This is a genomic window from Pseudomonas sp. LY-1 (assembly GCF_053502595.1).
The window spans coordinates 4,240,613-4,265,533 of the sequence record NZ_CP094353.1 but is presented as its reverse complement, the minus strand read 5'-3'; the positions used below and the strand labels follow the sequence as shown (position 1 = coordinate 4,265,533).

The 24,921-nt window shown below is 64.3% G+C and carries 25 protein-coding genes; 16 read left to right on the top strand and 9 right to left on the bottom strand.

The annotated features are described in order from the left end of the window. Window positions 1-12: 12 nt before the first annotated feature. Both MOQ67_RS19345 and MOQ67_RS19340 read left to right on the top strand, forming a co-directional pair. Window positions 13-690: a type 1 glutamine amidotransferase domain-containing protein gene (locus MOQ67_RS19345; RefSeq protein ID WP_057004385.1), complete on the top strand. Its 678-nt coding sequence runs from the start codon at window positions 13-15 to the stop codon at window positions 688-690. A gap of 87 nt (window positions 691-777) precedes the next feature. Next, the gene (locus MOQ67_RS19340; RefSeq protein WP_017846692.1) at window positions 778-1,902 is read left to right on the top strand and encodes an alkene reductase; all 1,125 of its coding nucleotides are present in this window, start codon (window positions 778-780) and stop codon (window positions 1,900-1,902) included. A 58-nt stretch (window positions 1,903-1,960) separates the two neighbouring features. Here the strand turns inward: MOQ67_RS19340 and MOQ67_RS19335 are convergent, their stop codons facing one another. Next, complete coding sequence (locus MOQ67_RS19335) at window positions 1,961-2,959, bottom strand: NAD(P)H-quinone oxidoreductase (protein ID WP_198718429.1); 999 nt, start codon at window positions 2,957-2,959, stop codon at window positions 1,961-1,963. Beyond that, window positions 2,956-4,188: a YbfB/YjiJ family MFS transporter gene (locus MOQ67_RS19330; RefSeq protein WP_198718430.1), complete on the bottom strand. Its 1,233-nt coding sequence runs from the start codon at window positions 4,186-4,188 to the stop codon at window positions 2,956-2,958. The genes MOQ67_RS19335 and MOQ67_RS19330 overlap by 4 nt, the downstream gene beginning before the upstream one ends. A 111-nt stretch (window positions 4,189-4,299) precedes the next feature. Between MOQ67_RS19330 and MOQ67_RS19325 the strand changes: the two genes are divergently transcribed. Continuing rightward, entirely contained in the window at window positions 4,300-5,175 is an 876-nt protein-coding gene (locus tag MOQ67_RS19325; RefSeq protein ID WP_102618858.1) for a LysR family transcriptional regulator, read from the top strand. 77 nt (window positions 5,176-5,252) lie between these two features. After that, window positions 5,253-5,639, top strand: a complete 387-nt coding sequence (locus MOQ67_RS19320) for a DoxX family protein (RefSeq protein WP_102618857.1) — start codon at window positions 5,253-5,255, stop codon at window positions 5,637-5,639. A 53-nt stretch (window positions 5,640-5,692) separates the two neighbouring features. Here MOQ67_RS19320 and MOQ67_RS19315 read toward each other — a convergent pair whose 3' ends face one another. The 4 genes from MOQ67_RS19315 to MOQ67_RS19300 all read right to left on the bottom strand — a co-directional run bounded on the left by MOQ67_RS19315 (window position 5,693) and on the right by MOQ67_RS19300 (window position 9,323). Next, window positions 5,693-6,511, bottom strand: a complete 819-nt coding sequence (locus MOQ67_RS19315) for an alpha/beta fold hydrolase (RefSeq protein ID WP_198718431.1) — start codon at window positions 6,509-6,511, stop codon at window positions 5,693-5,695. 90 nt (window positions 6,512-6,601) lie between these two features. Next, window positions 6,602-7,993, bottom strand: coding sequence for an alginate export family protein (locus tag MOQ67_RS19310; RefSeq protein ID WP_026139986.1), 1,392 nt, complete (start codon window positions 7,991-7,993; stop codon window positions 6,602-6,604). 10 nt (window positions 7,994-8,003) lie between these two features. Beyond that, the gene (locus MOQ67_RS19305; protein ID WP_198718432.1) at window positions 8,004-8,900 is read right to left on the bottom strand and encodes a glyoxalase; all 897 of its coding nucleotides are present in this window, start codon (window positions 8,898-8,900) and stop codon (window positions 8,004-8,006) included. Window positions 8,901-9,011: 111 nt separating this feature from the next. Further along, on the bottom strand, window positions 9,012-9,323 hold the full coding sequence (locus MOQ67_RS19300; protein ID WP_017846684.1) for a hypothetical protein: 312 nt from the start codon (window positions 9,321-9,323) through the stop codon (window positions 9,012-9,014). Window positions 9,324-9,539: 216 nt separating this feature from the next. Here MOQ67_RS19300 and MOQ67_RS19295 point away from each other — a divergent pair, with 216 nt between their 5' ends. From MOQ67_RS19295 to MOQ67_RS19285, 3 genes are read left to right on the top strand one after another with little or no spacing between them, the layout of a single operon-like run. Next, window positions 9,540-10,184, top strand: a complete 645-nt coding sequence (locus tag MOQ67_RS19295) for a secretin and TonB N-terminal domain-containing protein (protein ID WP_026139985.1) — start codon at window positions 9,540-9,542, stop codon at window positions 10,182-10,184. Beyond that, entirely contained in the window at window positions 10,181-10,726 is a 546-nt protein-coding gene (locus MOQ67_RS19290) for an RNA polymerase sigma factor (RefSeq protein WP_017846682.1), read from the top strand. The genes MOQ67_RS19295 and MOQ67_RS19290 overlap by 4 nt, the downstream gene beginning before the upstream one ends. Before the next feature lie 37 nt (window positions 10,727-10,763). After that, a complete protein-coding gene (locus MOQ67_RS19285; protein ID WP_017846681.1) occupies window positions 10,764-11,690 on the top strand; it encodes a FecR family protein in 927 nt (308 codons plus the stop codon). A gap of 926 nt (window positions 11,691-12,616) precedes the next feature. On the opposite strand, the gene MOQ67_RS19280 is transcribed toward MOQ67_RS19285, so the two are convergent. Together MOQ67_RS19280 and gspH are read right to left on the bottom strand one after the other, a co-directional pair. After that, window positions 12,617-13,228, bottom strand: coding sequence for a type II secretion system protein GspJ (locus tag MOQ67_RS19280; RefSeq protein WP_198731741.1), 612 nt, complete (start codon window positions 13,226-13,228; stop codon window positions 12,617-12,619). Then, window positions 13,225-13,677 carry a type II secretion system minor pseudopilin GspH gene (gene gspH, locus MOQ67_RS19275; protein ID WP_046383040.1) on the bottom strand — a complete coding sequence of 151 codons (453 nt, stop codon included), beginning with the start codon at window positions 13,675-13,677 and terminating at the stop codon, window positions 13,225-13,227. Before gspH ends, MOQ67_RS19280 begins: the two co-directional genes overlap by 4 nt. A 92-nt stretch (window positions 13,678-13,769) precedes the next feature. Here gspH and MOQ67_RS19270 point away from each other — a divergent pair, with 92 nt between their 5' ends. Then, window positions 13,770-14,201, top strand: a complete 432-nt coding sequence (locus MOQ67_RS19270) for a type II secretion system protein N (protein WP_046383041.1) — start codon at window positions 13,770-13,772, stop codon at window positions 14,199-14,201. Here the strand turns inward: MOQ67_RS19270 and gspI are convergent. After that, on the bottom strand, window positions 14,188-14,574 hold the full coding sequence (gene gspI, locus MOQ67_RS19265) for a type II secretion system minor pseudopilin GspI (RefSeq protein WP_046489240.1): 387 nt from the start codon (window positions 14,572-14,574) through the stop codon (window positions 14,188-14,190). The two genes, MOQ67_RS19270 and gspI, sit on opposite strands and share 14 nt — an antisense overlap. A 148-nt stretch (window positions 14,575-14,722) precedes the next feature. Between gspI and gspG the strand changes: the two genes are divergently transcribed. From gspG to MOQ67_RS19225, 8 genes are all read left to right on the top strand, one after another. Further along, on the top strand, window positions 14,723-15,172 hold the full coding sequence (gene gspG, locus MOQ67_RS19260; RefSeq protein ID WP_017849135.1) for a type II secretion system major pseudopilin GspG: 450 nt from the start codon (window positions 14,723-14,725) through the stop codon (window positions 15,170-15,172). Between the two features lie 8 nt (window positions 15,173-15,180). Continuing rightward, the gene (gene gspK / locus MOQ67_RS19255) at window positions 15,181-16,071 is read left to right on the top strand and encodes a type II secretion system minor pseudopilin GspK (RefSeq protein ID WP_158243620.1); all 891 of its coding nucleotides are present in this window, start codon (window positions 15,181-15,183) and stop codon (window positions 16,069-16,071) included. Further along, a complete protein-coding gene (gene gspL / locus MOQ67_RS19250) occupies window positions 16,068-17,150 on the top strand; it encodes a type II secretion system protein GspL (RefSeq protein WP_198717445.1) in 1,083 nt (360 codons plus the stop codon). The genes gspK and gspL overlap by 4 nt, the downstream gene beginning before the upstream one ends. Further along, window positions 17,143-17,655, top strand: a complete 513-nt coding sequence (gspM, locus tag MOQ67_RS19245; RefSeq protein WP_017849138.1) for a type II secretion system protein GspM — start codon at window positions 17,143-17,145, stop codon at window positions 17,653-17,655. Before gspL ends, gspM begins: the two co-directional genes overlap by 8 nt. After that, the gene (gspD, locus tag MOQ67_RS19240; protein WP_198717444.1) at window positions 17,652-19,955 is read left to right on the top strand and encodes a type II secretion system secretin GspD; all 2,304 of its coding nucleotides are present in this window, start codon (window positions 17,652-17,654) and stop codon (window positions 19,953-19,955) included. Before gspM ends, gspD begins: the two co-directional genes overlap by 4 nt. 501 nt (window positions 19,956-20,456) lie before the next feature. Then, window positions 20,457-21,875: a type II secretion system ATPase GspE gene (gene gspE / locus MOQ67_RS19235; RefSeq protein WP_057004372.1), complete on the top strand. Its 1,419-nt coding sequence runs from the start codon at window positions 20,457-20,459 to the stop codon at window positions 21,873-21,875. After that, window positions 21,875-23,086, top strand: a complete 1,212-nt coding sequence (gspF, locus tag MOQ67_RS19230) for a type II secretion system inner membrane protein GspF (RefSeq protein ID WP_017849141.1) — start codon at window positions 21,875-21,877, stop codon at window positions 23,084-23,086. Before gspE ends, gspF begins: the two co-directional genes overlap by 1 nt. A gap of 458 nt (window positions 23,087-23,544) precedes the next feature. Then, on the top strand, window positions 23,545-24,717 hold the full coding sequence (locus MOQ67_RS19225; RefSeq protein ID WP_198717443.1) for a substrate-binding domain-containing protein: 1,173 nt from the start codon (window positions 23,545-23,547) through the stop codon (window positions 24,715-24,717). Window positions 24,718-24,921 lie beyond the last annotated feature (204 nt).

Genomic DNA, 24,921 nt, shown 5'->3' with positions numbered 1-24,921 from the left:
AGGCACTGGAACATGAAAGTATTAATGGTACTGACCTCTCACGACCAGCTGGGCGATACCGGGCGCAAGACCGGTTTCTGGCTCGAAGAATTTGCCGCACCGTACTACGTGTTCAAGGACGCCGGCGCCGATGTGGTGCTGGCGTCTCCGGCCGGCGGCCAGCCGCCACTGGACCCGGCGAGCGATCAAGCGGATGCGCAGACCGAACAGACCCGCCGCTTTGCCGCCGACCCGGCCGCGCAGCAGGCCCTGGCCAACACCGTCAAGCTGGACACGATCAACACCGCCGACTTCGACACCGTGTTCTATCCGGGTGGCCACGGCCCACTGTGGGACCTGGCGGAGTCGCCGGTGTCCATCGCCCTGATCGAGGCGTTCGAGCGGGCCGGCAAGCCCATCGGTTTTGTCTGCCACGCACCGGGCGCCTTGCGCCACGTCAAGGCGGTCAATGGTGAGCCGCTGGTCAAGGGCCGTCGCGTCACTGGCTTCTCCAACGCGGAAGAAGCCGCGGTCGGCCTGACCGATGTGGTGCCGTTCCTGATCGAAAACGATTTCAAGGCACTGGGCGGCAAGTATGAGAAGGGTGCCGATTGGCAATCCTTTGTGCTTGAAGACGGCTTGCTGGTCACCGGGCAGAACCCTGCCAGTTCCAGCGCTGTTGCCAAGGCCCTGCTGAAGCTCACCGCATAAGTTAATCAACGGTTTTAAACCTGCATGGATTGGCGGCTCTCAAGAGCCGCCAACGGTTTCGCTCGTCCTGAATTTGGAATCTTTCAAATGACCCACAGTGTTTTAAGTACCCCGATAAAACTCGGGCATCACACCTTGGCCAACCGCGTCGTCCTGCCACCGCTGACGCGTCAACGCAGCGCGCAACCCGGCGATGTCGCCACCGAGCTGATGGCCGAGTATTACCGTCAACGCGCCTCGGCCGGTTTCATGGTCAGCGAGGGCACCCAGATCGAGCCGCGCGGCCAGGGTTACGCCTGGACGCCGGGCATCTACACCCCGGCGCAGATCGACGGTTGGCGCACCGTCACCGACGCGGTGCATGCCGAAGGCGGGGTGATCTTCGCCCAGCTCTGGCATGTGGGCCGGGTGTCCCACAATGCGTTGCAGCCAGACGGCGCCGCGCCCGTCGCACCGTCCGCGCTGCAGGCCGAACAGGCGAAGGCGTTCATCGCCACCGGGCCTGGCCAGGGTGAACTGGTCCAACCGCCCGTGCCCCGTGCCTTGACCACCCTTGAGGTCAAGGCATTGGTCGGGCACTACGCACAGGCGGCACGCAATGCGTTGGACGCCGGGTTTGACGGGGTGGAGATCCATGCGGCCAACGGTTACCTGGTCAACCAGTTCATCTCGGCCCACGCCAACCAGCGCGACGATGAGTACGGTGGTTCGCTGCACAACCGTCTGCGTTTTTTGCGGGAGATTGTCGAGGCTGTGAGCCAGGTGGTCGGCCCGCAACGCCTGGGCGTGCGCTTTTCGCCGTTGTTCAGCGGCACCGATCAGGACCGCGTGTACATCGGCCTGGTGGAAGACGACCCGCACCACACCTACCTGGAAGCGATCAAGGTGCTGCAAGCGGCGGGCATCGCCTATGTCTCGATTGCCGAAGCCGACTGGGACAACGCCCCCGACCTGCCCGACACGTTCCGTCAGGCCGTGCGTGACACCTTCACCGGGCGGATTATTTACGCCGGGCGTTACACCGCCGAGCGCGGTGCGCGGTTGGTCGACGCGGGGTTGGCCGACCTGATTGCGTTCGGGCGGCCCTTCATTGCCAACCCGGACTTACCGCAACGGCTCTTCAATGGCTGGCCGTTGAATCCGCTGCGGGCGGAGGGGATGTATGGTGGCAATGAAGTGGGCTATATCGATTACCCGGTGCATGCCCAATAGGTCATTCTTGTGCGAGCTGTCGGGCCCTGCCAAGGCCCGACAGTGACGGCATCAGGCGTCACGCCACCTGCAACACAATCTTGCCGATATGATCCCCACCTTCCATCCGGGCATGGGCCTGGGCGGCGTCGGTGTAGGCGTAGACCTTGTCGATGATCGGCAGGCAACGCCCGGCAGCCAGCACAGGCCATACCTGTTCGCGCAACTGTTCGGCGATCACGGCCTTTTCCTCGCGGGTGCGGGGGCGCAACAGTGAACCGGTTATCACCGCGCGTTTGCCGAGGATGGTCAGCAGGTCGACGTCATGCGCCTTGCCGCCGCCGAGAAAGCCGAGCATGACCAGGTGACCGTCCATGGCCAGGGCCTTGAGATTATTGTTCAAGTACGAGGCCCCCATGATGTCGAGGATTACATCAACCCCCTGATCGGCGGTCTTCTGCGCGATGACGTCGGCGAAGTCCTGCTCGCGGTAGTTGATCGGTTCGGCGCCCAGCTTGGCGATGGCGGCGCATTTGTCGGCGCTGCCGGCGGTGGCGAAGGACTCGATACCGAACTCGCGGCAGAGCATCAGCGCGGTGGTGCCGATGCCACTGGTGCCGCCGTGGATCAACACGCGCTGGCCTTTATGCGCGCCGGCGAGGCCGAACAGGTTGGACCACACCGTGAAGAAGGTTTCCGGCACGGCGGCGGCTTGAATCCAGTCCATGCCCTCGGGGATCGGCAACGCCTGGCTGGCGGGCACCGCGCAAAACTGCGCATAGCCGCCGCCATTGGTCAGGGCACACACCTTGTCGCCAATGGCGTATGCGCTGACGCCGTCGCCGAGCGCCACCACTTCACCGGCCACTTCCAGCCCCGGAATCAGGCTCATGCCGGGTTTCAGCGGGTACTTGCCGGCGCGTTGCAAGGCGTCCGGGCGATTGACCCCGGCCGCCTGCACACGGATCAGGATCTCGCCGGGGCCCGCCACCGGTACGGCGACCCGCCGCGGTTGCAGGACGTCGGGGCCGCCGGGCTGGGTGATTTCGATCAGGGTCATTTCGTGCGGGAGCGTCATTCGAGAGTTCCTGTGGCGATGAGCGTATGGGTTGGGACCGCCTCTGACGGGCGGCGGTTCAGCAGGATCATGCCCAGTTCCAGCAGCAGCGCGACCACGATGGCCCCGGCCGCGATCATGAACAACAGGGCATGCTGGCCGCCGCTGCCGTTGAACAGCGCCGAGTAGGCAAAGCCTGCCAGCGCCTGGAAAGTGGCGAAAGATACCGTTGCGCGGCTCCAGGCGAGCTGTTGATGGTGATGGTTGGGCACCAGCTCATGAACCCGTGCCAATGCCAGCGGCACGATACCCGGCGGGAACGAACCGAGGATCACCGCCAGCAGCGCCAACGCGGTGAACGAACTGGAGACCGGCAGCAGGCCGACCGCAGTCGCCTGCACCGCCAGCACCAGGCGGATGCTCAGGCGCGCACCGAGCTTGTCGGCGAGAAATCCATACGTGACCGGGCCGACAATCGCCCCCAGGCCGTACATAACCCAGATCATCGCCCCGACGTGCGGCCCGGCCCCCAGGCCACGGGCGACGTAGTCCACCAGGAACACCATGGCCGGCACCAGCCCGGCGGCCATGAACGCGTATTGCCCAAACAGCAGGTATACGCCCGGCGGGGTCGCGACGGACGCGTTGGCTTGCGGTGCCGCTTCATGCAGGGTGCCCGAAGGCCAGCCGAACCAGCTCGCTGCCGTCAATACCAGCGCCAACAGGCCCAGGCCGAACCACGTCTGTTGCAAACCCAGGCTCAACAACGGCGGCACAATCGTCCCGGAGCCTGCAATGCCCAGGCCGATGCCGAGGAAGATCGCGCCGCTGGCCAGGCCCCGACGCGCCGCGGGTACGTGGGGCAACACCGTCGCCGCCACCAGCACCATGATCGCGCCCCCGGCGATGCCCGACAGCAGGCGCCAGGCGAAGAACCAGAGCAACGACAAGGGAAAGCCACAGGCAAAGAACGCCAGGGTCACGGCCACCATCATCAGTCGCAAGGCGGCCGTGTTCGAGGTGCGCCGGGCGAGGGGCCGTCCGATCAGGGCGCCGACCAGGTAGCCCACCAGGTTGGCGGCGCCGAGGTACACCACGTCACTGGCGGCAAACCAGTGAGCCTGGATCAGCGAGGGGATCAGCGGGGTATAGGCGAAGCGCGCCAGGCCGATGCTGACCAGGCTGGCGCACAGGCCGGCGAAGATCGGTAACCACAGTGCGCGGCGGGGCGGGGTGTGAGTGTCGGGCATGACGGCGGTCCTGAGGGTTTTCTCTGGCGCTCAGCATAGCCCCGTTGCATGATGCAATAACGCTGCGAGTATGCGGCGCATCGATGCATATATGCAGCATAAGGAGAGGGCATGAATTGGGACGATGCACGGGTCTTCCTGGCGGTGTGCCGCGAGTCGACCTTACGTGGCGCGGCGCGGGTGCTGGGGGTCGACCAGGCCACCGTCGGCCGACGGATCAACGCGCTGGAAAAGTCCTTGAGCGCCACTCTGTTCCTGCGCACCTCCGAAGGCTACGCGCTGACCGCCGTCGGCGAAGCCGCCCTGCGCAGCGTGGAAAAAATGGAACGCTCGGCCCTCGACCTGGAGCGCCAGATACAAGGCTTGGACGAACGCCTGACCGGCACCGTGCGGGTCAGTACCACCGACTCGTTGGCCATCGATTTCCTGATCCCGGCGATTGCCCGCTTGCACGAGCAGCACCCCGACGTGCGCGTGCATCTGGACGCGTCCACCCAGTTTCTCAGCCTGGCCAAGCGCGAAACCGACATCGCCGTGCGTAACATGCGCCCGGACAGCCCTGACCTGATCGCGCGGCGTATCGCACGTTGGCCGGTTGGGTTGTTTGCCTCCCAGGCTTATATCGACCGCCACGGCGCACCGGAGCCCGGCAGCCTGTTCGAAGGCCATGATCTGGTGGTGTACCACGCCTATCTGCAGAGCCAGAAGGACATGACCCTGGTCTGCGAACCCCTGGGCCGCGGCCGCATCGCGGCCACCCTGAGCTCCGGCCTGCTGGTGCGCCGTTCCATTGCCGCCGGCATCGGTATCGGTGAGATGCCGGTGTGTACCGGCGAACGCGACGGGCTGGTGCGTCTCTGGCCGGAGCGCACTCGGCCGATGCCTTACGACGTCTGGCTGGTGACCCACGCCGACCTGCGCCACACCGCGCGGGTGCGGGTGGTGATCGATGAAATCGTCGCGGGGTTTGCCGGCACCGGGGAGTGAGGTCAGCACACGCTTGCAAGCTCGCCGGCATCTTTGTGCACACAATCGGCGGCAGTCATCTCACGGACAGCTCGCTTATGAACGAATCAAGAAATCAGGATGTGGGTCTGCTGTTTCTGCGGGTCAGCGGCGCACTGTTTCTGTGTTGGGTGCATGGCATGCCCAAACTGCTCAATTACAGCGAGCAATTGAAACTGATCGAAGACCCGTTTCACCTCGGCGCCCACCTCACGTTGCTGCTGGCGATTGGCGCCGAAGTACTGTGCCCGCTGTTGATCATCGCCGGGGTGCTGGTGCGCCTGGCCTGCCTGCCGATCCTCGCGGTGCTGTTGATCGCGATGCTGGTGGTGCACCCGGAGTGGACGTTGCTGGAAGGGCAGTTCGGCTGGCTGCTGTTGATCATTTTCACCAGCGTGCTGATCGCCGGGCCGGGTCGCTTCACCCTCGGTCAGCGTTTTGCCTGAGCAAAAAAAGCCGGGCAAGCCCGGCTAAATAAGGAGAGCGGGGTCTAAGCGGTTCAGCGGTTCAGGAATGCCAGCAGGTCTTCGTTCAATGCCTGGGCGTGGGTCACTGCAAACCCGTGCGGCGCGTCTTTGTAGACCTTCAGCTCGGCACCCTTGATCATCTCGGCCGCTACCTTGCCGGTGGTTTCGAACGGTACGATCTGGTCGCCATCGCCGTGGATCACCAGGGTCGGCACGTCGATCTTGGCCATGTCCGGGCGGAAGTCGGTCTCGGAGAAGGCGGTGACGCAATCCACGGTCGACTTGAGCGATGCCAGCAGGGCGATCTGCAGGGTTTGCGTCAGTACGCCGTCGGAGACTTTCTGACCTTTGTTGATGCCGAAGAACGGCAGGTTGAAATCAGCAATGAACTGCGCCCGATCCTTCAGCAGGCCGGCCTTGATACCGTCGAACACATCGGTGGGCACACCCTGCGGGTAGTCCGGTTTCTGACCGAACAGCGGCGTCACCGCGCCCAGCAGCACCAGGCCGGCGACACGGGCACTGCCGTGGCGGGCGATGTAGTGCGCGACGTCGCCGCCACCCATGGAAAAGCCGACCAGGGTTACGTCCTTGAGGTCCAGGTGTTCGATCAGTTGGGCGATATCGTCGGCAAAGGTGTTGTAGTCGTTACCGCTCCACGGCTGATCCGAGCGCCCGAAACCCCGGCGGTCAAACGCGATGGTGCGAAAGCCGCGGCTGCTCAGGTATTCCATCTGGTATTCCCACATGTCGGCGTCCAGCGGCCAGCCATGGCTGAACAACACGGGTTTACCGCTGCCCCAGTCCTTGAAGTAGATCTGGGTACCGTCTTTGGCAACGAATGTGCTCATGGAAAACTCCTTGGTTGAGGAACGAAAAACATCAGGATCACTATTGCCCCAAACCGGGCAACGGGCTTGTATGGGTGTGCTTGCTTGGGTTCACCAACTGAACTTGAGCTCTACCCCCAAATAATTACTGTCGTCGCCTCCGGCATCGCGCAAGGTCCGGCCGACTGCGTAATGCACCGCTTCAACCGCGCCGCTGAGGTTTGGCGTGAACACATAGTCGGTACGCAGTTGAGCGTAAGCGCCGGTCCAGCGATCACCCTGGCCTGCGGTGCCGGCGACCGGCAAGTTCGGCTGGGTGTAGACCGCGTCGCTGGTGGTCTGCCGCCAGAGCAGGCCGACGGCGGTCTGCACGCTCAGCTTGTCGACAGGCTGAACGGTGATCGAGGGCTTGACGTGAATCAGGTTGCTGTAGCCCGTATAGCCCGCCAGGGAAAAATAGTAGCCGTTGGGAAACAGCGGGTTGAAAGTGCCGAGGGTGCCGTCGCCGGCTTTACGGTCGCCCGAGGCAATATCCAATTGCAGGCCGATGCGCGGTTTCCACGCCAGGCTATCGAAGGTGTATCCGGTGCGGCTGCCGCCGGCCCAGGCGCGAATGTCCTTGTGGCCTACCGAGCCGCTTTGCAGCATGGCTTCGATGTCCCAGTCGAAACCCTGGGCCGCCCCGCCCAGGCGTGCGTCGACGAAATGCCGGGTTTCATCGCCGTCCGCATCCAGATAGTGCGCGGCGCTGCGCTCATACACGCCGTAGTAGGCTGACAGTTCATTCTTGCCGCCTACCAGTCGCTCGACCCGCAGCATATGAAAGCGCGCATCGCTGTTGGATGTGTCGTCGAAGTGCCGCCCGTCCTGATACTGCACCGGCTGGCTGGCGATGCCGATAAAGCGCCACTGACGGGTCTCCCAGTCGGCCCACAGCGCATCAAAGGATTGCCGCACATTCGGGCCGTCCCGCGACGAGATGAAACGCTGCAAGTCAAAGGCAAAGTCCTGGCGGCCGATACGGCTCTTGAAGGTGCCGGCGTCGAAGGTGTTGATGTATTCGGCGAAGGCCAGGCGCAGGTCCACGCGGTTCTGATCGGCGCCGCCGATCGTGGTCTTGTCGTAGGCCCGCACATCTTCGAGTTGGGTGAACACACGCCAGTTTTCATTCAAGTGCAGGTCAGCATGGACCTGGAAGCGTTGGAGCAAATAGCTATCACGGGCCACATTGTGTACGCCAAAACCGCTGGCATCGTTCATCTCGAAGCGCTCGCGCAATGTTGCGCCGAGGGACAGGTAGGTGAATGGGTTGGCGCTGGACAGCGGGAGGTACTTCAAGCTGTCCAGTGGCTGCGTGCGCAGCGCCGGATCGCTGAGTACGGACCAGTCTTCCTGCCAGCGGTTGGTCTTGATCGCCGGTCGTGTGGCCAACTCGTCTGCGTGGCCACTGCTGGCGAGCAGCGGCCACAGCACAGCCAGGCCCCAGCCGGTGCGTCGAGTCATGGGCATGGGCTCAGTGCGCCATATTGAGCTGGTGAATTTCCGCGATATAGCCGCCCGGGAATTCAACCAGCGCGCTGCGCCGGTTTTTACTGGTGAAGGCCGGCACCAGCACTTTGGCACCCGAGCCGGTGGCTTTACCGAGCGTGGCGGTCAGGTCCGCCACTTGGTAGCCGGTGGTTTCATGCCCAAACGGGTAGGGCAGTTGGCCGTTAGTGACCAGCACCGTCATGCGTCCGAACGGCGATTCGATCTCGACGCGCCGGTAGGTGCCGCTGACCTGGCCCACATCGACCGCGGATGCGTGCTTGTCATCGGCCAGCACCTTGCCATGGGAGAAGCCCAGGAACGACCGGATGAACGTGTCGGCCCGATCGGCGGAGAGGTAAACACGGTTTTCCGGTAGGGTCTGGAACGCCGCGTAGTCTGGGGTCTTGGTGTGCCAGTAGAGCTGCATGTTCACACCACCTGGCCATTGGATCACCGCGTCCCGGCCAATCGGGTCGGGAAAGTCGCTGACGATCACCGCCGCACCGTTGTCCCGGGCGGCTTTGAGCGCTGCGTCCATGTCCTTGACCAGATAGCCGTTGCGTTCCTGGCCGAACGGATGCGGGATGGGGGTGGTGAAGCCAAACAGCGACACCGTGCCTGCTGGCGTCTGCAGCAACTGCGAGGTGGTGCTGCTGGGCACCGGCAGCACATTCACCACCACCTGGGGCGTGCTCCTGCCGCCGAAAGTGGCGAGGAAGCTCTGGGTGAAACGGTCCACATCGGCCGGGGCGACGTACACATGGCTAGTGTCATATTGCGGTGCCACGGCGACCGCTGGCGTCGCCGCAAAGGCGCAGTTCATCATGGCGCCGGTCAACAGCGTCAATGCCAGCGATACCGTTCTCACTTTTTTGTACATGCCTACTCTCCCGCCTTTTTGGAAAGTCAGGAGATTAGGGGGTAGGGCAGCCAAGCGAATTGTATGGGCGTGCTCGGTTGAGCGGTTCAGCCTTGATGGCTTGTCAGAGGTTCAAGGCCGCTGCGGTTTGACCGACGTCCCGAACGTATTGCCCATGCGAATGCTGGTCGCCGCCGGGGTGGACAGTCCCACCTGATTCGGCGGCCGCTTCTGCACCGGTACGTTCTGCGCCTCGCGGTTTTTCTGCGCCGCCTTGGCCGCGTCCGCGTTGTTGCCCATCTGCTGGCCCAGGCAGCCATAGTCGGGAGACTTATAGCCATCCACCGTCACCTCGGTGCAGCCTTTGGCGGCGGTTTCGGCGTGGGCGAGCAGGGGCAGCGCGGTACACAGCAACAGGCTGGCGAGGGTGGGGAGTCGCTTCATGGGGCCTCCTGGCGGGCCTGGGGAATTGGGCCGATAAGGCTTGAAAGTGTAGTGCAGCGGGTTTCCCATCACCGTGATGTTTTTTTTGCTATCACCGTAACATCAGGTTCATAAACTGGCCTCAGGATGACGGTTTTCAAGGACACGTCGGCCGTGCAGCGATGCAGAGCGGGGGGGGAACAGTGGGGCTTGCGGCGCGCCATCGGTGCCCTGGCCTTGCTGTTGCTGCTGGCGCTGGGTACCCCGGCGAGGGCAGAGCCGCCGCTGTTGATACTGGACCTGCCGGCACAAGATCTGGAACACGCACTGCAAGCGTACAGCCGCGCCACCGGCATGGCGGTGCTGGTCGACCGTGAACTGACGCGGGGCCGGCGCTCCATCAGCGTGCGCGGGCGCTTCACGGCGCAGGAGGCTTTGGCGATGTTGCTGACGGGGAGTGGCCTGATGGCGCGCTATGCACGCAGTGACGCGTTCACCTTGCAACTGCCCGCGGTCAGCCAACCTCCTGTTACCCGTGGTGCATCGGCACGCAACGCAGCACGGATCAACAACAGCTATGCCGCGGCGTTGCAACAGGCGATCGAAACCAGCCTGTGCCGTTCGCCGTTGACCCACCCCGGCAGCTTCAGAGCGCTGGTGCAGGTCTGGGTCAGCCCTCAGGGGTTGATCGAATACAGCCGGTTGGTCAGTTCCACCGGCGATGAACAACGCGATGAAGCCCTGGTGCGCAGCCTGGGCGCTGCCCGGGTCGAACGCCCGGCGCCGAGCTCGCTGCGCCAGCCGGTGACTTTACTTTTGATGCCCGACACAACAGGAACGCGCATGGAATGCACAGCAGGGAAAGGAGCCTGGGGCGGATGAAAGATTCCGGGCACAGCACGATGGTCAGCCTGTTCCTGGCGTCCTACGAGGAGTTCAAGGTGCGTCTGCGCAAGCGCCTGGGCTCGGAAGACCTGGCCAACGATGTGCTGCACGAAACCTACCTGCGCGTCGACCGCATGGACATGCCGCCGAACCTGGCGCAGCCCAATGCCTACCTGTACCGCATGGCCTTGAACATCGCCGCCGATCGCCGCGAAGCCGACGCCCGGCTGTTGACCGGCAGCGAAGTCGAAGAGCTGCTGCAAAGCGCCGACGAAGCCCAGGACCCCTCGCGGGTAGTGGGCGGGCAGAAAGAAATCCAGTCCCTGGTCAAGGCGCTCTACGAACTGCCGGCGCGCCGTCGCAAGATCCTCATCGCCGCGCGCCTGGAAGAAGCGCCGCACCTGGAAATTTCCCAACGTTTCGGCATTTCCACGCGCATGGTCGAAAAGGAAATCAAGGCCGCCCTGGGCCACTGTGCCAAGCGCCTGGAAAGAAAAGTGATCCAGCGGTTCGGTCCCGGGGCCGGAAAACCGTCTTAGTGTTGAGTCCCTGATAAATCCGTGAGTATTTGCGCGCTTGAACATTTTTAGCCTCTCCACCGCCCGGGCAACCCCCGCCAGCCCATTGCACGATGAAGCCCGCGACTGGCTGCTTCTGCTGACCTCGGGCCGCGCCACCGTAGCCGATGCCAAGGCCCTGAAAGCGTGGTGCGCCCAGAGCCCGGAGCATGCCCAGGCGTTTGAGCAGGCCAAGACGTTATGGCGGCAAGTGGGCACGGCGGTTGAACAGGCGCAGCCCCCGCGCCATTTTGGCCGGCGAGCCTTCCTCGGCGGCGCGATAGCGGCGTCGGCGGCGTTGGTGATGGTGGGCGTCGGCGCCCCGGGTGGGCTAGCCGGCTTGACCGCGGACTATCGCACCGCGGTCGGCGAGCAGCGCCAGGTACTGTTGAGCGACGGCGTGAGCCTGGAACTCAATACCCAGACGCGCATCAGCCGGGTGGGGCAGGGGATCGAATTGCTCGAAGGCGAAGTCGAAGTGCTCGCCCACGTGGCCCAGCCGCTCAAGGTCCAGGCCGGCGCTGGCTGGGTCAGTGCGGCGCAGGCGCGGTTCAATGTGCGGCATACCGATCGCAACGTGTGCGTCACCTGTATCGAAGGGTGGCTGTCGGTGGATGTCGCTGGACGCACTGTGCATATGGAGAGTGGCCGACAACTCACCTATGGCGCCGCCGGGATCGGCGCGGTGGAGACGGTGGACGCCCAGGCGGTGGTGGCTTGGCGCGAGCAGGTGCTGGTGTTCAACAACGCGACGCTGGCGACGGTGGTGGACGAGATAAACCGCTACCGGCCGGGGATGTTGGTGTTATTGAACAAACAACTGGGCCAGCGCCGGGTGCAGGCGCGGTTCAGTTTGCAGCAGTTGGCGGGGGTGGCGTTGTTGATTCGTGATGCGTATGGGGCGAAGTGTACGGAATTGCCGGGGGGGGTGGTGTTGTTGAGTTAGGTTGACCGGGCATTTTTTTGGATTGGGTTGGATTGAGTACATATCCGTTATTTAGGTTACGGCGGCTTATGGTTCCGGTCCGTACAAAAAGCCCCAAAGTAACCAAAGGGCTCTTGCCCCACCACTTGGTGCCTCGCCTAAGATCAAAAGCCAAAGCGAGGCGGCCTTATAGCCGACCTGATCCTGGAAGCCGAACCGGGTCAAAAATGTGGGAGGGGGCTTGCCCCCGATAGCAATATGTCAGCCACTACATGCATGACTGACCCACCGCTATCGGGGGCAAGCCCCCTCCCACATTTGGATCTCCATAGATCAGATAGACCTTGCTCTGCTTTTGATCTTGATCTTAGGCGCCCCGTAAAACCACTTGGTGCCTCGCCTAAGATCAAAAGCCAAAGCGAGGCGGCCTTATAGTCGACCTGATCCTGGAAGCCGAACCGGGTCAAAAATGTGGGAGGGGGCTTGCCCCCGATAGCAATATGTCAGCCACTACATGCATGACTGATCCACCGCTATCGGGGGCAAGCCCCCTCCCACATTTGGATCTCCATAGATCAGATAGACCTTGCTCTGATCTGCTTTTGATCTGCTCTTGATCTTGATCTTAGGCGCCCCGTAAAACCACGCTGGCCGAACGCAGGTATTACGCAGCGGGTAAACCGGCAGGGATGCCGGTTTAGCCGTCCCGGGCCATGGATGGCCCGTGACGGCGGCCCGCGGAGTAATGCCTGCGTTCGGGCACACCGAGCCTAGGCGAGGTGCCGAGTGGTGGGGCAAGAGCCCTTTGGTTACTTTGGGGCTTTTCCAAAGTGACCCGCTGTAAGAGCGGAACCCTAAGCCGCCGTTACCAAAAAAACGGATATGTCCCCCATCAAAACCCCAAGCCACCATTACCAAAAAAACGAATATGCCCCCATCACCCACCCCTACCAAAGCGGCCCCACCACCTGCCGATACCGCTCCACCCCCTGCGCCGTCTGCCGCACCAGGCTCACCTCCAGCCCCAGCGGATCTTCCCGCCGATTCCCGCTCAACTGCCGCCAGCCCTTGTCCGCTTCCCATATCCGCACCTGCAGATCACTGACCCCGGTCAACACCACCACCCCATCCTTAGCCGCCGGCAACGGAAAGCGATCCCGCGCCGGTGCGGCTGCTCGGTACAGGTTGTCGCCCTTGAGCCACCACCGCACCCGTTGCAGCCCATCCGCCGCGACCGGCGCGCTGCGGATCACGTCCAGGCGAAAGCCCTTGCTGTCGGAACTGCGCACCGTCACCGCCGCCAACCCGCTGGGCTTGGTTTTATCGGCTTGCAGAGAAGCCGGCACGCTCAGCTCCACGCTGGCGCGCATGTTGAGATCGCGCTGCAACTGGTTCAGCGCCCGCAACAACGCCTCGGTCTGTTCCGAGCTGGCCTGCAAGTGCTGATCCGCGCGGGTCATGCTGTCGAGGCCGCGCCAGGCGATGAGGCTGACCAGCGCCATCAGCATGATCGCCACCATCACCTCAATCAGCGTGAAGCCTTTCTGCGAGGCACTCATGGCTGGCTCACCACGCGCATCAAACCGGCGGCATCACGTTGCAGGCTGAGGCGGTGTTGCCCGTCGGACAGCTCGACCCGCACCGGCGGGTTGATCCATTCGGCGTCGAGCACCAAGGTTTGCCGGGGCTCGATCGTGACCTGCATCGGCGTGCTCTCCCATAGGCGCGGGCGCAGTTGGGTGTCGCCCTGGAATGACTCCACGCCGAGGCCGTCATCGCTGCGACGGTTGAAGCGGAAACCCTTGGCGTCCGCGCGCCAGGTGATCGGCCGCCCATCGGCGCGGGCTTCGGCCTGGGCCACTTGCAGCAACTGACTCAAACGCTCGGCATCCTTGCGCAGCAGGTGCAGCGGGTCGGGCTTGATGGTCAGGCTGATGGCGGCGCTGGCAATGCCGATGATCACCAGTACCACCATCAGTTCGATCAGGGTGAAGCCTTGCTGTTTCATGGGGCGGCACCTGGAAAGCTGGCGAGGTTATGAAATAAAAACGTGCGAATTGGCCTGTAGGCTGATGCCACGGACAAACAGGAGGTCCACCCATGGCACTTGCCCTTCGTTTTTCTCCCGCCCTCGGCGTGCAGGCACTGGCCGTGGTTGCCGCGTTGGCCGGCGTGGCGGTCTGGACGCCGTTGCTGCTCACTTCCGCCGAATCCCACACGCCGCCGGCGGCCGCCGAGGCGTTGGCGGCGCGCAGCGATAACCCGGCGTTGCAGTGGTTTTCCACGGCGCCGACGGCATTGCAGGTCAAGGTCTCGGGGGTCTTGGCCGGAGCGCGGGGCGCGGTGGCGATCCTCAGCCTCAACGATGGCCCGCCGCGCAGTTTTCTGCTCGGCGAGCGCCTCAGCCCCGGCGTGCGCTTGACGGCCATCGCGGGCGACGGTGTCGAGATCGAACGCGGCGGCGAGAAGGTGCGCGTGCAGCTCGACACGTTGCCGCAGGCGCCCGCATTGCCACGCCTCACTCGGCCTTGACCTGCGGCCTGGCCAGGGTCGTCGCCAGGCGCGCCAACGGCGGCGCCTCGCGGCTGGCGTCCCGCACCTGCACATCGACCTGCACCAACTGACTGTCGGGGCTGCTGCTGAGGGTCTGCTCGCAACGCAGTTTCAAGCGGCCCTGATCGCACGCGAAGGTCTTCTTACCGCTGCTCAAACGCCCCTCCAACTGCAACTCTGCCAGCCGGCTTTGCGCCGCCAGCATCGCCATCGACTTGTCGCGCAGCAGGCCGTTGCTCTGGGTCATCAACCCGGCCACGCGCACGGCCGCGGCCATGGCCACCGCGATGATCGCCAGCGCCACCAGCACTTCAATCAGGGTAAAACCTCGCTCGTTGCGGTGCCTGCGCATGGCGTTCTCAAAGCCTGGAAACAGGTGCGCAGCCTAGCGCTGGCAGTTGACCGATTGGCGACCGAAACTCCCGAGGATTTTCAATACGACTGACATGTGTTCTTGCAACACTGCGCCCCGAAATGCACTCAAGCCAAGGAATGTCGAGATGGATATCGCACGCCTAACATCCCCACTGCCAGGCCCTCGCGGCCAGCGTGGCTTCACCCTGATCGAGATCATGGTGGTGGTGGTCATTCTCGGGATTCTGGCGGCGATGGTGGTGCCCAAGGTACTCGACCGTCCGGACCAGGCGCGGGCCACCGCGGCGAAACAGGACATCGGCGGGTTGATGCAGGCGCTGAAACTCTATCGCCTCGACCACGGCACTTACCCGACGATGAACCAGGGCCTCAAAGTGCTGGTGGAACGCCCGGCGGATGCGAAAAACAGCAACTGGCGCGCCTACCTCGACCGTCTGCCCAATGACCCGTGGGGCCATCCTTATCACTATCTCAACCCAGGCGCCAACGGCGAGGTCGATGTGTTCTCCCTGGGTGCCGACGGCCAGCCGGATGGCGACGGCGTGAATGCCGATATCGGCTCCTGGCAGCTGTAAAGCGCGCGATGAAACGGGATTCGCCCGCAGCGGCGAAGCAGCGCGGCATGGCGATTATCAGCGCGTTACTGATCGCGGCGGTGGTGGCGGTGATCGCCGGCGCCATGCTCACGCGCCAGAGCGTATTCACCCGCAGCGTGGAGGCCGAGCAATTGCGCATTCAGGGTCAGTGGCTGTTGCAAGGCCGCCTGGAACACAGCCGCCTGTTGCTGTGGGAGGCGCGCCAGAAGGACGTGCTGACGCGCCTCGATCAGCCGTGGGCGCGGCCCCAGGGCGGGGTGTTTGAAGGGCGCCTGGAGGACGAGCAGGGCAAGTTCAACCTGCGCAATCTGGTCAATCACCAGCGGCTCGACGCCGAACAACTGCAAGCTTTCGAGCGCCTGTGCCGCCTGATTGACATCGACCCGGCCGTGAGCCGACGTATCAGCCGGCGAGTGATCGCCTCCTATGATCAACGTACCGACAAGACGCTGCTGCCGGCGCGCTACCCGATGCTGCGCAGCCTGGATGACCTGAGCGGTATCGAAGGGCTCGACCCGCTGCTGCTGCGACGCCTGCAGACCTTCGTCGGCGTGCTGCCCGGCAATACCTGGGTCAACGGCAACACCGCCAGCGCCGAAGTGCTCAGCGCGGTGGTGCCGGAACTCAGCCTGGCCCAGGCCCAGGCATTGGTGGCCGAGCGCGACAGCGGGCGCTGGTTTATCAACCGTGGCGATTTCGTCAACCGCCTGCACCTGCCCCAAGTGGCGGTGGACAGCGTGCAAGTGGGCATCACCAGCGAGTGGTTTCGCCTGCAGGGCCAGGTACGCCGTGAACAGCGCCGGGTGACAATCGACGCGTTGTTGCATCGCCCTGAAGACCGCCGGCCCCAGGTGATCTGGTCGCGGGTGGGCGCATGAAACGCCTGCGGATCGGCTTGCCGCCACTCGATCAACTGACGGTCGACAGCCAGGTGCAATTTGCCTGGCTGGAGCGCGGCGCCGTGGTGAGCGAGGGTTGCGAAAGCCTGCAGCAGTTGGGCCGGTCCAAGCCGTCGGTGGAGTGCTTCCTGCACCCCGCCGACAGCCTGTCGACCAGCCTCGAGCTGCCGCCGCTGGCCGCCGCCAAAACCGCCGCCGCCGTGGCCTGTGCCGCACAGGCGTTGATCCTCGGGCCGGTGGAGCAGATGCAGGTGGCCCACGGCCCGCGCGACAGCGATGGGCGCGTGCAGGTGGCCTGGGTGTCCACGGCCGGGTTGGAGCGCCTGGGCCAGGTGTTGGCGCAGGGCCAGTTCAGGTTGCGCGGCCTGTACCCGGCGCCGTATGCCTTGCCGCTCGGCACCGCGGCCATGCACGACGGTTATTTGCTGACACGCCATAGCCTGCACCAAGCGGCTGTGCATCCGCTCGGGCAACAGGTGTTGGATCAAGGGCTGGAGGTGCCGCTGGCGCCGGAGGCGCAACGCTGGAGTGGCGCCGTGCCTGGCTGGGGCTTGCACGGCCGCCTCAACCCACCGGCGAGCGGTGGCTGGGGCAGGGCGCTGGCCGCTGTCGCCCTGGCCACTGCCGTCTGGACCCTGGGCCTGAACCTGTACGCCGCGCGCCAGGCGGGCGAAGGCCAGCAGCTCAAGGCGCTGCTGAGCCAGCAGGTGCGCCAGGCCTTCCCCGAATTACCGGTGATCCTCAACCCCTTGCAGCAGGCCCGCCAACAGTTGGCCGCCCGCCAAACCGGCGCCGCCGCCGACCCCGCCCAGCGCTTTGGCAGCCTGCTGCAAGTGGCCGGCAGCAGCCTGCCGTTCATGGTCGGCAACGTCGACAACCTGAGCTTCGAACAGGGCCGCTTGCACGTGGGCTTGCTGGCCGACAGCCGTAGCCCGACGGCGCCGGGCGATGGGCAAGCGGCGCTGGCCCAGGCCGGGTTTAGCGCGACCCGCGATGAGCATGGCTGGACGTTGGGCCCGGTGGAAAGCGCCGAAAAACCGGGAGCCGCTGATGAATAAGTGGCGCCGTCTACGCAGCCAGGCCCAGGCGTTCTGGAGCGGCCTGGCCCTGCGCGAACAACGCATGCTCAGCGGCGCCGGCCTGGTGCTGGCAGGTCTGTTGACCTGGCTGGTGCTGATTCAGCCGCCCTTGAAGACGATCGCGTATTGGCAGGCCGAAACCCCCAAGTTGCGCACCCAGGCCGCCACCTTGCACGCGCTGTTGCAGGGCGTCGCCGCGCCGCGGCCCGCCGATGCTGCCACGCTGCAACAGGCCCTGGACAGCGCCGGCCTGCAAGGTCGTTACCAGTTGCAGGCGCTGGATGCCGGCGCCTGGCGCCTGAGCTTCGACAACGCGCCGGCCGATGCGGTGATGGACTGGTTACTGGGCAATCCCCGTTCGTTTTCCCTGGAGGTGTCCGAGGCGCGCTTGCAGCGTAGCGCGGACGCTATCGACAACTCGGCCGGCACTGTGTCCGGGACCGTTCGCATGGATCAGGCGCTTGGCGCTAAGGAAGCTTCATGAAGTGGTCAGTCCCCAACCCTGCGCCTTTTCGCAAGGTCGCGCCGCTGCTGTTACTGGCCTTGAGCGCGTGCAGCAACACCCCGTCGCCGACCAAGCCGTTGCAGGTGGACAGCGAACTCGGCCAGCCCCTGGCCGACACCCGGCGCAGCAGCGAGAGCGTGCTGGAGCGCCAGCGCGAGCCGGCGCCCAAGCCCCGCGTCCAGCACCCGCTGACCAACAGCGCCCGTGGCCACGCGCCGGCTGCGGTCAAGACGCGCAACCCGCTGGGCGATCAGCCGGTGCAGTTGAATTTTGTCGACGCCGATATCCAGGCGGTGGTGCGCGCGCTGTCCCGTGCCACCGGCCAGCAGTTTCTGGTCGACCCTCGAGTCAAAGGCAACCTGACCCTGGTCAGCGAAGGCCAAGTGCCGGCGCATCAAGCCTACGACATGCTGCTGGCGGCGCTGCGCATGCAGGGCTTCAGCGTGGTCGACGTCGGCGGCGTGGCCCAGGTGGTGCCGGAGGCCGATGCGAAGTTGCTCGGCGGGCCGATCTACAGCGCCGGCAGCAGCGGCATGCAGACCCGCACCTTTCGCCTGCAATATGAAAACGCGGTGAACCTGATCCCGGTGCTGCGCCCGATTGTGTCGCCGAACAACCCGATCAACGCCTACCCGGGCAACAACAGCATCGTCATCACCGACTACGCGGAAAACCTTGCGCGGGTGGCGCAGATCATTGACGGCATCGACACCCCCAGCGCCATCGACACCGACGTGGTGATGGTGCAGAACGGCATCGCCGTGGACATCGCCGCCATGGTCAGCGAACTCCTGGAAACCCAGGGCGCCGACCAGACCCAGAAGATCAACGTGATCGGTGACCCGCGCTCCAACTCGATCATCATCCGTTCCGGCAGCCCCGAGCGCACCGAGTTGGCGCGCAACCTGATCTACAAACTCGACAATGCCCAGAGCAACCCGAGCAACATGCACGTGGTCTACCTGCGCAACGCCCAGGCCGGCAAGCTGGCGCAGTCGCTGCGCGGCTTGCTCACCGGCGAGAGCGAGTCCGGCGTCAGCGACGAGGCGCGGGGCAAGCTCAGTGCCATGGGTGGCAATGCCCAGAGCACCCAGGGCAACAGCACCGCGCAGAACAGCAGCGGCACGCCCACCGGCAGCGGCGTGCAGGCCGGGTATAGCCAGGACAAACCGGCGACCGGCAGCAACCCCAGCGATCAGAACACCGCGTTCAGCGCCGGCGGCGTGACGATCCAGGCCGACGCCACCACCAACACCTTGCTGATCTCCGCGCCGGACCCGCTGTACCGCAACCTGCGCGAAGTGATCGACATGCTTGACCAGCGCCGCGCCCAGGTGGTGATCGAAAGCCTGATCGTCGAAGTCAACGAAGACGACGCCAGCGAGTTCGGCGTGCAGTGGCAGGCCGGCAACCTCGGCGGCAAGGGCGGTTTTGGCGGGGTGAACCTGGGTGGCAGCGGGGTGAATGGCACGTCGACCAGCAAGACCAGCATCGATGTGCTGCCCAAGGGCCTGAATATCGGCCTGGTCGATGGCAGCGTCGACATCCCCGGGATCGGCAAGGTGCTCGACCTCAAAGTGCTGGCCCGCGCCTTGAAGAGCAAGGGCGGCACCAACGTGCTGTCGACACCAAACCTGTTGACCCTGGACAACGAAGCCGCGAGCATTTTTGTCGGGCAGACCATTCCGTTCGTCACCGGCAGCTATGTGACGGGCGGCGGCGGCACCAGCAACAACCCGTTCCAGACCGTGCAGCGCGAAGAAGTGGGGCTCAAGCTCAACGTGCGCCCGCAGATTTCCGAAGGCGGCACGGTGAAGCTGGATATCTACCAGGAAGTCAGCAGCGTGGACGCGCGGGCGTCGGTGGACGCGGGCACGGTGACCAACAAGCGGGCGATCGATACCAGCATCCTGTTGGACGACGGGCAGATCATGGTGCTCGGCGGGTTGTTGCAGGACGGCTACAGCCAGAGCAATGACGCGGTGCCGTGGCTGTCGGATATCCCGGGGTTGGGCGCGTTGTTTCGCAATGAAAAGCGCAGTGTGAACAAGACCAACCTGATGGTGTTTTTGCGCCCCTACATCATTCGCGACAGTGGCGCGGGGCGCAGTATCACGTTGAACCGCTATGAGTTCATGCGCCGCGCCCAGGGAGGCTTGCAGCCGGAGCGCAGTTGGGCAATGCCGGATGTGCAGGCGCCGCAGTTGCCGTCGGTGGAGAAGGCGATTCCGGGGGCTGGGCCGAGGGCGGTGATCAGGGCGGTGCCGGCTCGTGATTGATGTTGAGCGAGTGCATATCCGGGTCTTCGGTAATGGCGGCTTATGGTTCCGCCCTTACGGCGGGTCACTTTGGAAAAGCCCCAAAGTAACCAAAGGGCTCTTGCCCCACCGCTCGGCACCTCGCCTAGGCTCGGTGGGCCCGAACGCAGGCTTGCGTGGTTTAAGATCAAAAGCGGCTCGCTTCGCATCGTGTTTACGCGGGGGGGCGGTGTTTTTTCATGGCCTGGATTTGTGCCACAACCCCGCTGCAATCAATGCAGTGCCCAGACGGGTGCAGTCGAATTTGACTGAAAACTCCTGGGCACTCACCGCTTCAAAATGTGGGAGGGGGCTTGCCCCCGATAGCGGTGGTTCAGTTACAGATGAATTGACTGACACTCCGCTATCGGGGGCAAGCCCCCTCCCACATTTACACTGCGCGGCGGCCCGCCGTAAGGGCGGAACCATAAGCCGCCGTTACCGCAGCAACGGATATGTACTCAATCCAAAAGGGTCAACCCCATGAGCCTGCTGCCCTACGCCTGGGCCAAATCCCAACGCATCCTCCTGCGTCCCGGCGAGGCCGGCCTGCTGCTGACGGTCTGCCCGTCGACCCCCGGCTGGTCGATCAGCGAAGTCCAGCGTCAGTTCGGCCAGAGCCGCCTTGAGCAGGTGCGCGACGACGAACTCGACGGCCTGCTCGCCAGCGCCTATGCCGACACCGGCAGCGCCGCTGCGGTGGTCGGTGCCGCCGAAAACGAAGTCGACCTCGACCGCCTGATGCAGGACATGCCCGAGATCACCGACCTGCTCGACACCCAGGACGGCGCGCCGGTGATCCGCATGATCAACGCCTTGCTGACCCAGGCCGCCCGCGATGAGGCCAGTGATATCCATATCGAACCCTACGAAACCCACTCCGTGGTGCGCTACCGCGTCGACGGCACCCTGCGCGACGTGGTCTCGCCGCGCAAGGCGCTGCATGGCGCGCTGGTGTCGCGGATCAAGATCATGGCCCAGCTCGACATCGCCGAAAAACGCCTGCCCCAGGACGGCCGCATCGCCCTGCGCGTGGCCGGGCGGCCGATTGATATCCGCGTGTCGACAGTGCCCACCGGGCATGGCGAGCGCGTAGTGATGCGCTTGCTGGACAAGCAGGCCGGGCGCCTGCAACTGGAGACCCTGGGCATGGAGCCGCAACTGCTGGCGCGCCTCGACACGCTGATCCGCCAGCCCCACGGCATCGTGTTGGTCACCGGGCCCACCGGCAGCGGCAAGACCACCAGCCTCTACGCCGCGTTGGCGCGGCTGGATGCGAGCACCAGCAATATCCTCACCGTCGAAGACCCGGTGGAGTATGACCTGCCGGGCATCAGCCAGATCCAGGTCAACGCCAAGATCGACATGACGTTCGGCCTGGCCCTGCGCGCGATCCTGCGCCAGGACCCGGACATCATCATGATCGGCGAAATCCGCGACCTGGAGACCGCCCAGATCGCCGTGCAAGCCTCGCTCACCGGCCACCTGGTGCTCGCCACCCTGCACACCAACGACGCGGTGTCGGCGGTCAACCGCCTGATCGATATGGGCGTCGAACCGTTCCTGCTGGCGTCTTCACTGTTGGGCGTGTTGGCCCAGCGCCTGGTGCGGCGCCTGTGCCCGCACTGCAAGCAGGCAGACCCGGCCGTGCCGGGCACCTGGCGCCCGGTGGGCTGCGCGCAGTGCAACCAGATCGGCTACAGCGGGCGTACCGGTATCCATGAATTGTTCTGCGTCGACGACGAGGTGCGCAGCCTGATCCACCAGGGCGCCGGCGAGCAGGAGCTGCGTCTGGCGGCACGCCGCGCCGGCATGTTCAGCATGCGTGAAGACGGCGAGCGCTGGGTGCGCAGCGGCACCACCGCGGCCGAAGAAATCCTGCGCGTAACACGGGACGCCTGATGAATCGCTATCGCTATGAAGCCGCCGACGCCAGCGGCAAGGTCGAGGCCGGGCACCTGGAGGCGGACAGCCAGAGCGCGGCGTTTGCCGCGTTGCGCAGCCGTGGCCTGACCGCGCTTCTGGTGCAGGTCGAAGGCAATCAACAGGCTGCGGGCGGCAGCAGCCTGTTCAGCGCCAAGCTGTCGGACAACGACCTGGCCTGGGCCACGCGGCAACTGGCGAGCCTGCTCGGCGCCAGCCTGCCGTTGGAAGCGGCGCTGAGCGCGACGGTGGAGCAGGCCGAGAAAAAACACATCGCCCAGACCCTGGCCGCCGTGCGCGCCGACGTGCGCGGCGGCATGCGCCTGGCCGATGCCCTGGCGGCACGGCCACGGGACTTTCCGTCGATCTACCGTGCGCTGATCGCGGCGGGGGAGGAGTCCGGCGACCTGGCCCAGGTGATGGAGCGCCTGGCCGACTACATCGAGGAGCGCAACAACCTGCGCGGCAAGATCCTCACCGCATTCATCTACCCCGGCGTGGTGGGGCTGGTGTCCATCGGCATTGTGATTTTCCTGCTCAGCTACGTGGTGCCCCAGGTGGTCAGCGCGTTCTCCCAGGCGCGCCAGGACCTGCCGGGGCTGACCCTGGCGATGCTCAACGCCAGCGACTTTATCCGCGCCTGGGGGTGGCTGTGTTTTGCCGGGATCGTCGGCAGCTTCTGGGGCTGGCGCCTGTACCTGCGCGACCCGGTGGCGCGCTTGAACTGGCACAGCCGCGTGCTGCGCTTGCCGCTGATCGGGCGCTTTGTGCTGGGCCTGAACACCGCCCGATTTGCCTCGACCCTGGCGATCCTCGGCGGTGCTGGCGTGCCGCTGTTGCGCGCCCTCGAAGCGGCGCGCCAGACCTTGTCCAACGAGCGCCTGAGCCAGTGCGTCAACGATGCCACCGCCAAAGTGCGCGAGGGCGTCAACCTCGCTCCGGCGCTGGCGGTGGAGAAGGTGTTCCCACCGGTGCTGATCCACCTGATCGCCAGCGGCGAAAAAACCGGCTCACTGCCGCCCATGCTCGAACGCGCAGCGCAGACCCTGTCGCGGGACATCGAACGCCGTGCCATGGGCATGACCGCGCTGCTCGAGCCATTGATGATCGTGGTGATGGGCGCGGTGGTGCTGGTGATCGTGATGGCGGTGCTGTTGCCGATCATCGAAATCAACCAACTGGTGACCTGAATGTGGGAGGGGGCTTGCCCCCGATTGCGATGGGTCAGTCTATGCATCTTTGGCTGACACTCCCTCATCGGGGGCAAGCCCCCTCCCACATTGGACCCTACCTGTTCAGTTGATTTTGGGGTGGGCCGATACCGCCAGCCCGCAACCTCGGGTTCATCGTTTCGTCACAGCCAAGCCCCTCGCCGCAGCCTACGCCGCCTTGACGAAACCCCCACTGAAACCGCGCTGTCACCTGCCTCCAAACCGCTCAAAACCATGACCAAAACACCCGAGAATCTTTTTAAAAATCAAGCCCTTCCTCCCGAGGTTTTTTCCCTTAGCTGTCATCGGAAGCTGCGAAATTCTCTAGCCATGGCCTCACCCCAGTCACCCCCGGAACACGGCTTGGGACCGAAGCCATGGCGTCATGCAAGAGCCATCTACCTCAAACGTACAAACACGACGAAAGGAGATTCTTCATGTTTAAGCGCACTATGATCGCGGCCTCTTTGGCAGTTGCAGCACTGGCTTCGGCCCAATCCATGGCCGCAGTGGTCGGTGGCGGGGCCACCTTGCCGGAAAAACTCTACGGCAGCACTGCCACATCGACGACGGCTACCGGCATCCTCTCTGCCAGCATTCCAGGTTTTAGCCCCTACATCGGTGTGGGCAGCGGCGACGGCAAGAAGGCGTTCTTCGGTAACGATTCGACCAAGCTGAAATTGGCCGCGGGTATTACCATTGATTATGCCGGTAGCGACTCGGTGGTGAGCGCCGCGGAACTGGCTGCTTACAACGCTGACACCGTTAAAGGCCGCGCCGTCTATGGCCCGCTGGTTCAAGTCCCGGCTGAAGCCACTTCGGTGACCGTGCCTTACCACATCGACGGTAAAACCTCGCTGCAGCTCACCAGTGCTCAGTTGGCCGATATCTTCGCCGGCAAGATCACTAACTGGAAAGACGTGCAATTCAACGGGGCTGCCGGTCCAGACCTGCAGATCAAAGTGGTCTACCGTCAGGAAACCAGCGGGACCACCGAGATTTTTACCAACCACCTCAAAGCGGTAAAACCCGCATCGGTACCGAATGTCAGCAACAGCTTCGTCACCGCCATCGGCTTTGACCCAGCCACCAGCGCTCCGGTCGGTTCAAGCTACCTCGCTGTAACCGGCAGTCAAGGTGTCGCCACTGCTATCACCAATAACAATGGTGCCATCGGTTACGTCAGCCCTGACTACGCAGCGTTCAACAGCGCCGCCGCCGTTGCCTCGGTCAATGGCTTCCTGCCGACTGAAGTGAACGTTCAAGCTTCTCTCGATACTATTGCGCCACCGGCCGTCGGTTCCACCGCCGCCGCCGACCCGTTGAACTGGGTCCCTACGTTTGCCAACCCGACTGCGGGCTACCCCATCGTCGGCTACACCAACCTGGTCTTCAGCCAGTGCTACAAAGACTCCACTGACAACATCCGCATCCAGACTTTCCTGAAACGTCACTACACCGGCGTGAATAACGCGGCTATCAGCAGCCACTCGTTCATTCCGTTGTCCACCACCTGGCAGAAAGCGGTCTACGACAACTTCGTTGCCACCACCAGCTCGCTGCGCATCGGCGACACCAACACCTGCAACGGTATCGGTCGTCCGTTGTAACACCCCGTCTCGACAGGGTTGGCCCCACAACCGGCAATGACTTCGCGTCATTGCCGGTTTTGTCGTTGTGCATCGCGACCCGCCAGTTGAACCGCGTTGTATGAACATTGTGTGACATCAGTTCGGTCGCACCCCTCGGCAACCGCCTTAAGCAATAACCACAACACGTGCCCGCGCAGTGTTCGCGCGCCCGTCGTTCGCCTG

Excerpts from the sequence above, each read along its gene's own strand:
- MOQ67_RS19345 (WP_057004385.1), top strand. The coding sequence starts at position 13 with ATGAAAGTATTAATGGTACTGACCTCTCACGACCAGCTGGGCGATACC.
- MOQ67_RS19340 (WP_017846692.1), top strand. The coding sequence starts at position 778 with ATGACCCACAGTGTTTTAAGTACCCCGATAAAACTCGGGCATCACACC.
- MOQ67_RS19335 (WP_198718429.1), bottom strand. The coding sequence starts at position 2,959 with ATGACGCTCCCGCACGAAATGACCCTGATCGAAATCACCCAGCCCGGC.
- MOQ67_RS19330 (WP_198718430.1), bottom strand. The coding sequence starts at position 4,188 with ATGCCCGACACTCACACCCCGCCCCGCCGCGCACTGTGGTTACCGATC.
- MOQ67_RS19325 (WP_102618858.1), top strand. The coding sequence starts at position 4,300 with ATGAATTGGGACGATGCACGGGTCTTCCTGGCGGTGTGCCGCGAGTCG.
- MOQ67_RS19320 (WP_102618857.1), top strand. The coding sequence starts at position 5,253 with ATGAACGAATCAAGAAATCAGGATGTGGGTCTGCTGTTTCTGCGGGTC.
- MOQ67_RS19315 (WP_198718431.1), bottom strand. The coding sequence starts at position 6,511 with ATGAGCACATTCGTTGCCAAAGACGGTACCCAGATCTACTTCAAGGAC.
- MOQ67_RS19310 (WP_026139986.1), bottom strand. The coding sequence starts at position 7,993 with ATGACTCGACGCACCGGCTGGGGCCTGGCTGTGCTGTGGCCGCTGCTC.
- MOQ67_RS19305 (WP_198718432.1), bottom strand. The coding sequence starts at position 8,900 with ATGTACAAAAAAGTGAGAACGGTATCGCTGGCATTGACGCTGTTGACC.
- MOQ67_RS19300 (WP_017846684.1), bottom strand. The coding sequence starts at position 9,323 with ATGAAGCGACTCCCCACCCTCGCCAGCCTGTTGCTGTGTACCGCGCTG.
- MOQ67_RS19290 (WP_017846682.1), top strand. The coding sequence starts at position 10,181 with ATGAAAGATTCCGGGCACAGCACGATGGTCAGCCTGTTCCTGGCGTCC.
- MOQ67_RS19280 (WP_198731741.1), bottom strand. The coding sequence starts at position 13,228 with ATGAGTGCCTCGCAGAAAGGCTTCACGCTGATTGAGGTGATGGTGGCG.
- gspH (WP_046383040.1), bottom strand. The coding sequence starts at position 13,677 with ATGAAACAGCAAGGCTTCACCCTGATCGAACTGATGGTGGTACTGGTG.
- MOQ67_RS19270 (WP_046383041.1), top strand. The coding sequence starts at position 13,770 with ATGGCACTTGCCCTTCGTTTTTCTCCCGCCCTCGGCGTGCAGGCACTG.
- gspI (WP_046489240.1), bottom strand. The coding sequence starts at position 14,574 with ATGCGCAGGCACCGCAACGAGCGAGGTTTTACCCTGATTGAAGTGCTG.
- gspG (WP_017849135.1), top strand. The coding sequence starts at position 14,723 with ATGGATATCGCACGCCTAACATCCCCACTGCCAGGCCCTCGCGGCCAG.
- gspK (WP_158243620.1), top strand. The coding sequence starts at position 15,181 with ATGAAACGGGATTCGCCCGCAGCGGCGAAGCAGCGCGGCATGGCGATT.
- gspL (WP_198717445.1), top strand. The coding sequence starts at position 16,068 with ATGAAACGCCTGCGGATCGGCTTGCCGCCACTCGATCAACTGACGGTC.
- gspM (WP_017849138.1), top strand. The coding sequence starts at position 17,143 with ATGAATAAGTGGCGCCGTCTACGCAGCCAGGCCCAGGCGTTCTGGAGC.
- gspD (WP_198717444.1), top strand. The coding sequence starts at position 17,652 with ATGAAGTGGTCAGTCCCCAACCCTGCGCCTTTTCGCAAGGTCGCGCCG.
- gspE (WP_057004372.1), top strand. The coding sequence starts at position 20,457 with ATGAGCCTGCTGCCCTACGCCTGGGCCAAATCCCAACGCATCCTCCTG.
- gspF (WP_017849141.1), top strand. The coding sequence starts at position 21,875 with ATGAATCGCTATCGCTATGAAGCCGCCGACGCCAGCGGCAAGGTCGAG.
- MOQ67_RS19225 (WP_198717443.1), top strand. The coding sequence starts at position 23,545 with ATGTTTAAGCGCACTATGATCGCGGCCTCTTTGGCAGTTGCAGCACTG.